The 8,092-nt window shown below is 73.4% G+C and carries 11 protein-coding genes; 5 read left to right on the top strand and 6 right to left on the bottom strand.

What is annotated here, in order from left to right; all coding sequences use genetic code 11:
• Positions 1–52: 52 nt before the first annotated feature.
• Positions 53–1,441, bottom strand: a complete 1,389-nt coding sequence (locus ACFV61_RS32455) for an NAD(P)/FAD-dependent oxidoreductase (protein ID WP_380495563.1) — start codon at positions 1,439–1,441, stop codon at positions 53–55.
• Between the two features lie 103 nt (positions 1,442–1,544).
• Positions 1,545–1,688: a hypothetical protein gene (locus tag ACFV61_RS32450; RefSeq protein WP_380495561.1), complete on the bottom strand. Its 144-nt coding sequence runs from the start codon at positions 1,686–1,688 to the stop codon at positions 1,545–1,547.
• A 107-nt stretch (positions 1,689–1,795) separates the two neighbouring features.
• On the opposite strand from ACFV61_RS32450, the gene ACFV61_RS32445 reads away from it, so the two are divergent.
• A complete protein-coding gene (locus ACFV61_RS32445) occupies positions 1,796–2,314 on the top strand; it encodes an NUDIX hydrolase (RefSeq protein WP_063346412.1) in 519 nt (172 codons plus the stop codon).
• Positions 2,315–2,481: 167 nt separating this feature from the next.
• Positions 2,482–3,636 (top strand): serine hydrolase domain-containing protein, encoded by a 1,155-nt coding sequence (locus tag ACFV61_RS32440; protein ID WP_380495559.1) that lies wholly within the window; start codon positions 2,482–2,484, stop codon positions 3,634–3,636.
• A 93-nt stretch (positions 3,637–3,729) separates the two neighbouring features.
• On the opposite strand, the gene ACFV61_RS32435 is transcribed toward ACFV61_RS32440, so the two are convergent.
• Positions 3,730–4,215, bottom strand: coding sequence for a cysteine/serine endopeptidase inhibitor (locus tag ACFV61_RS32435; RefSeq protein WP_063346414.1), 486 nt, complete (start codon positions 4,213–4,215; stop codon positions 3,730–3,732).
• 261 nt (positions 4,216–4,476) lie between these two features.
• Between ACFV61_RS32435 and ACFV61_RS32430 the strand changes: the two genes are divergently transcribed.
• Positions 4,477–4,677: a hypothetical protein gene (locus ACFV61_RS32430; protein WP_380495557.1), complete on the top strand. Its 201-nt coding sequence runs from the start codon at positions 4,477–4,479 to the stop codon at positions 4,675–4,677.
• A gap of 27 nt (positions 4,678–4,704) precedes the next feature.
• Here ACFV61_RS32430 and ACFV61_RS32425 read toward each other — a convergent pair whose 3' ends face one another.
• Positions 4,705–5,514 (bottom strand): SMP-30/gluconolactonase/LRE family protein, encoded by an 810-nt coding sequence (locus ACFV61_RS32425; protein WP_380495555.1) that lies wholly within the window; start codon positions 5,512–5,514, stop codon positions 4,705–4,707.
• Between the two features lie 25 nt (positions 5,515–5,539).
• Positions 5,540–5,698 carry an SDR family oxidoreductase gene (locus ACFV61_RS32420; RefSeq protein WP_079136189.1) on the bottom strand — a complete coding sequence of 53 codons (159 nt, stop codon included), beginning with the start codon at positions 5,696–5,698 and terminating at the stop codon, positions 5,540–5,542.
• A gap of 303 nt (positions 5,699–6,001) precedes the next feature.
• Between ACFV61_RS32420 and ACFV61_RS32415 the strand changes: the two genes are divergently transcribed.
• Positions 6,002–6,655, top strand: a complete 654-nt coding sequence (locus ACFV61_RS32415; protein WP_063346418.1) for a 4'-phosphopantetheinyl transferase — start codon at positions 6,002–6,004, stop codon at positions 6,653–6,655.
• Between the two features lie 49 nt (positions 6,656–6,704).
• Entirely contained in the window at positions 6,705–7,088 is a 384-nt protein-coding gene (locus tag ACFV61_RS32410) for a barstar family protein (RefSeq protein ID WP_063346419.1), read from the top strand.
• A 179-nt stretch (positions 7,089–7,267) separates the two neighbouring features.
• On the opposite strand, the gene ACFV61_RS32405 is transcribed toward ACFV61_RS32410, so the two are convergent.
• Positions 7,268–7,855 (bottom strand): polysaccharide deacetylase family protein, encoded by a 588-nt coding sequence (locus ACFV61_RS32405; RefSeq protein ID WP_380495552.1) that lies wholly within the window; start codon positions 7,853–7,855, stop codon positions 7,268–7,270.
• Between the last annotated feature and the right edge of the window lie 237 nt (positions 7,856–8,092).

The following is an 8,092-nucleotide window of genomic DNA, read 5'->3' as shown; positions in this document are numbered from 1 at the left end:
CACCACCGCCCGACCGCGCTCGCCACCGCCCGCGCCGCTACCGTCCGCGCCGCTACCTCCCGGAGACGACGTCCGCGACGCGGGCGATCGGCGAGGTGGCGGCCCGTCCGCCCGCCTCCTGGCGGTCCGCCGCGTGGTAGGCCGCGTACATCGCGTGCACCCCGATCCAGCGCAGCGGCTCGGGCTCCCAGCGGCGCACGGTGTGGCCCACCCAGGGCAGCCCGGTCAGCCCGGTGTCCCGCCCGAGGACCAGGTCGCGCAGCGTCCGGCCCGCCAGGTTCGTCGTGGTCACCCCGCTGCCGACGTACCCGCCCGCCCAGCCGAGACCACTCGCACGGTCCAGCTCCACCGTGGCGCACCAGTCCCGGGGCACACCGAGCACGCCCGCCCAGGCGTGGTCGATCCGGGCACTCGCGGCCGCCGGGAAGAAGCGGTTCAGGATCTGCCGGAGCTGGCGCACGGTCTCCACCTGGGTGCCGCCGTCCGCGTCCGTCCGCGAGCCGAACCGGTACGGCACACCCCGGCCGCCCAGCGCGATCCGGTCGTCCGCGGTGCGCTGCGCGTACATGTAGGCGTGCGCGAAGTCGCCCAGCACCTCGCGGCCCTGCCAGCCCGCGTCCGCCCAGAAGGCGGGCGGCAGCGGCTCGGTGGCGATCATCGCCGAGTTCATCGGCAGCCAGGTCCGCCGCTCGCCGCGCAGGCCGGCCGTGAAGCCCTCGGTCGCGCGCAGCACGTACTCGGCGGTCACCGTGCCCTGCGGCGTCACCGCGCGCGGCCGGGCGTACGCGGTGCCCGGCAGGATCGCCGTCACCGCCGTCCCCTCGTGCACCGCCACCCCGAGGTCCCGCACCACCCGCGCCAACCCGCGTACCAGCGCGGCCGGTTGGATCCGCGCACCGTACGGCGTCCAGGTGCCGCCGAGGGCGCCCGCGACGGCGATCCGGTCGGCGGCCTCCTTCGCGCCCAGCAGCTCGACGCGACCCTCGCCGTACGCCCGCTCGGCGGCGGCGAAAGCCTTGAGCCGCTCCAACTGGGCTCTGTTCCTGGCGACTTCGAGCACCCCGCCGCGCACGATGTGCGCGTCGATCCGCTCGGCGGCGGCGACGTCCACGACCTCCCCGACCGCCTCGTCCATCGCCCGCTGCATCGCCGCCGCCGCACCCGGGCCGTACCGCTTCGCGAACGCGCCCCGGCCCGCGAAACCGTTGTACAGCCACCCGCCGTTGCGCCCCGAGGCGCCGTAGCCGCAGAACCGGCGCTCCAGCACCGCGATCCGCAGCGACGGATCCGCCTTCTTCAGGTAGTACGCCGTCCACAACCCGGTGTACCCGCCGCCGACGATGCACACGTCCACATCCGCGCTCCCGGGCAACGCCGGCCCCGGCTCCGGCAGCCCACTCGCCGCGTACCAGAACGACACCTCGCCGTTGACCGCCACCAGAACCTCCCACACCCGTCGCCGACCTGCCCGGACGCTACGCCGCACCGGTCACGCCGGAACACCCCCACACTGCCAAGATCCCCCCGCCCGGCCAGCCACCCTGTCAGACCACCAACAGCTCCAGCACCCGCATCCAGCTGCACGCCCCCGGCATGAACTCCGCGACCCGCACCCCCACCCTCCGCAGCCTCGCCAAGCTCGCGTCGCCCGACAACTGGACGGCCTGGGCGATCTTCTGGGCACGCACCGGGAGTACGGCCCGGTGCGTGAGTACCTGGCACGATTCGACGAAGCGAGCAGAATCCGGCTCCTGCTACTCGCCGACATCATCCCGTCACCTCGGGGAGGTTCATCGTGAGGCCCGCACCCACCGACACCGAAGCCTGGAACGCCTACCTCTCCGAAGGCAACGCCAGGCAGGCCCGCAAGCGTGTCTCGGCCGACGTCATCCTGCGAGACGTGAGCGGCTGTCTCCTGACCGTCAACCCGACCTACAAGGACGGCTGGGACCTGCCGGGCGGCATGGCCGAGGCCAACGAACCCCCTGACCAGGCAGCCGTGCGGGAGCTGCGGGAGGAGTTGGGCCTCGACATCGCCGTCCGTGCCCTCCTCGTCGTGGACTGGGTGGCGCCGCACGGGCCCTGGGACGACCAGATCGCGTTCATCTTCGACGCCGGAACCCTCGCCCCCGCCCTTGCCGCCAACGTCCGCCCCCATGACGACGAACTCTCCGAAGCACTCTTCCTCCCAGCACCCGAGGTGGCCGCCCGGCTGCGGGCGCGCCAACGCACCCGCCTCCAAGCAGCCCTCCGCGCACTCTCTGACGGTCGCACCCGCTACCTGCGGGACGGGGCGGAGCCATGGCAACTCTGACCTACCGTCACACACCAACAGCCGTACCGCAGTTCGTACCCCGCAGGTCGTAGACCGTCAGGACCATCGCTCCGACCCCCGCTCCTCCTGCGCGCGGACGACCGCCATTGGCACCGTGTGGTGCCCTGGAGTCCCGGGCGCGCCGGCCCGGCGAGAGGAGACGCTCCGTGAACCCGTCCACCCCGTACAGGATTCGACCGTTCAGGCTCAGCGCAGCGGCCGTCGCCGCAGGCGTCCTGCTGTTCGGCGTGGCCGCCGCGCCGGCGGCCCAGGCGGCGGGCCCCCGAGCCGACGTCGTCCAGCAGCGGCTCGACGCGCTGGTCCGGCAGGATGGTGTGCCCGGCGCGCTGGCCACCGTGCGGGACCGGAACGGGCACACCCGCACCTACACGGCCGGGGTGGGCGATCTGGCCACCGGCGCGGCGGTGCCCGTGGACGGGCAGGTCCGGGCGGGCAGCAACACCAAGTCCTTCACGGCCGTCGTCGTCCTGCAGCTCGTCGCCGAGGGCAAGGTCGATCTGGAGGCCTCCCTCGACACCTACCTGCCGGGTCTCGTGCGCGGCACCGGCGCAGGCGGCGAGATCGACGGGCGGAAGATCACCGTCCGCCAGATCCTCCAGCACACCAGCGGCCTGCCCGACTACACCCACTTCCTGCCCGACCAGAGCCTCTCCCAGTACCACGAGCCCCGCGATCTGCTCGACCTCGCGCTCGCCCAGAAGCCCGACTTCGAGCCCGGCAAGGGCTGGAAGTACTGCAACACCGGTTACCTGATCGCCGGCCTGATCATCCAGAAGGTCACCGGGCGGCCCGCCGGCGAGGAGATCACCCGGCGGGTCATCGACCACATCGGCCTGCGCCACACGTACTTCCCCACCCAGGGCGACATGACGGTGCACGAGCGCCACCCGCACGGCTACGTCACCGAGGAGCCCGGCGACCAGCCGCTGGACGTCACCGAGCAGGACATGTCCTGGGCCTGGACGGCCGGCGCCCTGGTCTCCACGAACAGCGACCTCAACCGCTTCTTCCGTGCCCTGCTCAGCGGCGAGTTGCTGGCCCCGGCCCAGCTCGCCCAGATGCAGATCACCGTCCCCGCCGAGTACATGGGCCCCGGCGGCCGGTACGGGCTGGGGCTCGCCAGCCGCCCGCTGTCCTGCGGCGGTGTGTACTGGGGCCACGGCGGCACGCTCCCGGGCTACGCGACCCGCGGTGGTGTCACCGAGGACGGTCGCGCCGCCGACATCGCCGTCACCACCCTGCCCTCTGCCGATGTCAAGCAGCGCGTCGCCGACGCCGTCGACGCCGCGCTCTGCCGCTGAGGCGGTCAGGCACTCACACGCGAGAGCGGACCCCGGGCGACGACCGTGCCCGCCCCCGCGTCACGGGGCGGGCACGGTCGCTCATCCGCGGTCTCAGCCGATGGTGGATCCGGTGATGGGCTCGGAGAGTTCGACGGTCTTGCCGTTCAGGCCGGCCTTGACGAACTGCCAGGTGAGGCCGTTGATGACGCCCTGGCCGAGCGGGGCCAGCTGGGCGAAGGCGGGCTGGCTGAGGTCGAGGTGGCTGGCGTCGCAGGAGGGGCACTTGTCCCGGACGGGGACGGTGACGGTCTTGCCCTGGTAGCTGACCTTGACCGAAATGCCCTGACACAGGGGGTCGTTGTTGGGGTTGGCGCTGGTCCACCAGGTGTGGGAGACCGCGACGAGCATCTGGTTGGAGGCGTTGATCTGGGTGCCGCAGGCGCCGTAGCCGGCGTCGTTGTAGTAGGTGGCCTTGCCGGCCATGGGCGTGTTGATCGGTATCGCCGCGCTGGCGGTGCCGGCGGTGAGGGCGATGAGGGCGGCGGCCGCGAGCGGGGCGCCCGCGAGGATCCTGAGGTTCTTGCTGATGGCGCGCATGGTTCCCTCCGGTTCTTTAGCCATGGACATGACAGGCAGAAGTCGCCGAAGCCGCAGGGGGATTCAGCGAGACCGCCCGATGCCCGTCCGAGTGAAGAGAACGTATGCGCCCGACGGCGGTGTGGTCCAGACCGCCGCCATGTTGACATGAACACAAGTCAGGAATCTTTACCAATACGGCCGAAGGGGCGAAGATACGTGACCGCGCCGCGCCGCAGGGTGTTGACAGGCCACCACGTCCACCCCCGGAGGCCTCGCCCCATGCGCACCGCACTCGCCGCCCTGCTCCTCGGCGCCGCCCTGATCCCGGCCGCCGCCGCACCCGCCAACGCCGCGCCCGTGCCCGTACCCCGCGCCGTGAACCAGGGCTACAGCATCCCCGTCGGCGCCGTCACCGACCTCGGCGCGCTGCCGGTGCTCGGCGGCCTCGGGCTGGACTTCGCCCGCCTGCTCGGGCAGTAGGGGCGCGACCCTTCAAATCCGGCCCCGTCAGACCCGGACGCTGAACAGGCCGCCGGAGAGCGGCTGTTGGTCGGACCGGGCGGACGTGATGTAGAGCGTCCGCCCGTCCGGCCCGCCGAAGGCGCAACTGGTGACGCGCGGCACCGGCAGCTCGACCGACGCCAGCACCTCACCCTCCGGCGAGAGGCACCGCACCGCCCAGCCGTCCCAGAACGCCACCCACAGGTTGCCGTCGGCGTCGAGCGTCATGCCGTCCGGGTAACCCGGCAGGTGGGAGACGTCGAGCGTGCGGATCCGCTCGCCGAGGGGGCCGTGCTCGGGATAGGGGTAGAGGGCGATGCGGCGCGTGGTGGTGTCGATGTGCCAGAGCCGGTCGGGCTCCGGCCAGGCGAGGCCGTTGGGGATGTCGAGCCCGCCGAGGATCGCCCGGACGCCGCCGTCGCGCTCCAGCCGGTACAGCGACCCTGGCTCGCGCGGCTCCCCCCGCCCCATCGAACCGGCGACCGGCCGGCCGTACGGGTCGGTCTTGCCGTCGTTCATCCGGCGGTCCTGGCGGTCGGCTTCGACGGCGGCGACCAGCGTGGTGCGGCCGGTGGCCGGGTCGAGCCGTTCGAAGCCGCGCTCGGTGGCGAGCATCAGTCCGCCGTCGCCGTACGGCATCAAGGTGCCGGGGGTGACGTCGAGTTCGACCGAGCTGATCGCGCCCGAGGCCGGGTCCAGGGTGAGCACCCGCCGGTCGGGGATGCCGATCCAGCGCAGCAGTTGCGCGGACTGGTCCCACAGCGGGCCCTCGCCCAGCTCCAGGTACGGTGTGTCGGCGACCGGTTCGGCACGCACAGCGGGGCCCTCCTCGAACAAGGTGTCAGCGCAGCAGGGCTTCGGGCAGCATCGCGGTCATTCCGCCGTCCACGGCGAGGCAGGCACCACTGATGAACGAGGATTCCTCACCCGCCAGGAAGCCGACCACCCGCGCGACCTCGGCCGCACTGCCGAACCGCCCCAGTGGGGACGACCGTAGCATCGCGGCGCTCGGCTGCGGATCCGTCCACCAACTGATCGGCACGGCCCCCCTTCCAGGGCATCGGCGTCGACGTCGACCGCAAGTCCCCGGTGTCCTGGCCGGTGTACGAGCGCCACCGCTCCCTCCGCTGCACCGGCGGCCTGCACTCCGTCACCTACCTGCCCGGTGGCCCTGGCGTGTTGGTGGCCCCGGCGTGTTGGTGGCCCTGGTGGATCTTCCCCGGAAGGCCCGCCGGGATCGCCCCCACCCGGGTTAGGCTCGATCCGCGCGGCGGCCGTCCGCGCACCGACCGAGGGGGAGCGTGTGATCGGGGACCTGCTGCCGGACGCCGTCGTGACCGAGGTGTCCTACGACGACCCGCCGGAGGCCCGGCTGGAACCGGCCGAGGAGGCCGCCGTCGTCCAGGCGGTGGCCAAGCGCCGCCGGGAGTTCACCACCGTCCGCCACTGCGCCCGCACCGCCCTCAACCGCCTCGGCATCCCCTACCGCCCGCTGGTCCCCGGCCTGCGCGGTGCCCCGAGCTGGCCCGACGGCGTCGTCGGCAGCCTCACCCACTGCGAGGGCTTCCGAGCGGCGGCCGTCGCCCGCTCCGGCGACCTCGCCTCGGTCGGCATCGACGCCGAGCCCGCCCTGCCGCTGCCGGACGACGTCCTGGACGTCATCGCGCTGCCCGAGGAGGGGAAGCGGATCGTCGACCTGCTCGCCGAGCACCCCGGCACCCCGTGGGACCGCATCCTGTTCAGCGCCAAGGAGTCCGTGTACAAGGCGTGGTTCCCGCTCACCGAGCAGTTCCTGGACTTCAGCGAGGCCGACCTGGTCCTCTCCCCCGACGGCTCCTTCACCGCCCGCCTGCTGGTCCCCGGCCCGAACGTCAACGGCCGCCGCATCGAGGGCTTCGAGGGCCGCTGGGCCGTCGGTGACGGGCTGCTCGCCACCGCCATCGCGGTCGCCCGGTAGTCCGGTAGTCCGGCGCACCGACGACCGCACTCGGCATATCCTCGACCCCGTGACCGTGACCTATGTGATAGCTGGCACCCGGATCCACACGCTGGACGACTTCTGGGACGTGGTCGGTGAGACCATCGGCAGCGACGGCTACTTCGGCCGGAACCTCGACGCCTTCGCCGACTGCCTGCGCGGCGGCTACGGCACCCCCGAGGACGGCGACTACCTGATCGAGTGGCGCGACCACGCGGTCTCCCGGCGCAACCTCGGCTACCCGGAGACGGTCCGCCAGCTGGAACTGCGGCTGGCCCACTGCCACCCCGCCAACCGCGAGCACGTCCGCGCCGACCTCGCCGCCGCCCGGGCCGGCAAGGGGCCGACGGTGTTCGACTGGCTGGTCCGGATCATCGAGGAGGAGCACCCGGGAGGCCTCCGACTGGCCTAACGCCGCAGCGCGGCTCCCCCGCACCTCACCGCAGCACGTCCGACAGCCGGACGAAGCGCCGCCCCGCCGCCAGCAGCCCCGGCACCGCCGCCACCACCCCGGGGGCGGTGCCGCCCCCCCGGGGGGTGAATTTGCGGATATACATTCTCCCCCGCGCGGCGCCCGCGCGCTCCACGCCGTCACGCGGGGCGCGGAGAGGCGCCCCCCCCGCCCGGGTGGTTCATGTGGCAGATCACGATCGCCCCCGGCGGGGCCGCCGCGAGCTCCTGCCGTACCTCGGCGGCGCTGAGCGTCGCCCCGCCGTCGCCGTTCACCGTGAAGCCCGCGGCGCGTTCCCCCAGGTCGGCGACCACCCGGGCGGCGACGTCGTCGTAGTGCGCGGTGCCGGAGCGGAAGAACCGCACCGGGTGGCCGAGCAGCCCGGCGAGCTTGTGCGCGTTGCCCGCGACCTCGTCGTACACCTCGCCGACGCCACCGGTGCCGGCGATGCCGTAGGCGGAGCGGCCGGTGACCGAGAGCGGGCGGTGGACGGTGCCGTGGTTGCCGATCTCGAAGAGCGGATCGGCGGCAAGCTGCTTGAACACGTCCGGGTTGGTGTCGATCCAGCGGGCGTTCAGGAAGAGCGTGGCGGGGACGGAACGTTTCCGCAGGAAGTCGATCAGGTCGGCGTCGTACCCGTTCCCGCCGGGGCCGCCACAGGCGTCGAAGGTGAGCGCCGTCGCGCTCTCGCCGGCGGGCAGCTTGGTGGTCACCCCGGTGACCTCCATCCCCCACTCCTTCGGCGCGGTGCCGCCGTACCGGGCGACCAGCTCGGCCCGGGTCGGCTCCCGGCTCGCGGTCGCAGCGGTCGCAGCGGTCGGGGCGGGCGGGGCCGTCGTCGGGGGCTCCGACGGCGTCGCCTCCGATATCGCCGAGGCCCCGGAGGCCCCGCGGGCCGCTCGGGGGGCGCGGCGGGCCCCCGGGGCCCCCCCCCCCCCCCCCCCCCCGGCCCCCCCCCCCCCCCC

The sequence above is a fragment of the Kitasatospora sp. NPDC059817 genome (assembly GCF_042731835.1).
In the GTDB taxonomy this organism is placed as follows: domain Bacteria; phylum Actinomycetota; class Actinomycetes; order Streptomycetales; family Streptomycetaceae; genus Kitasatospora.
The sequence above is the reverse complement of the archived record's forward strand: the minus strand, read 5'-3'. Positions and strand labels throughout refer to the sequence as shown.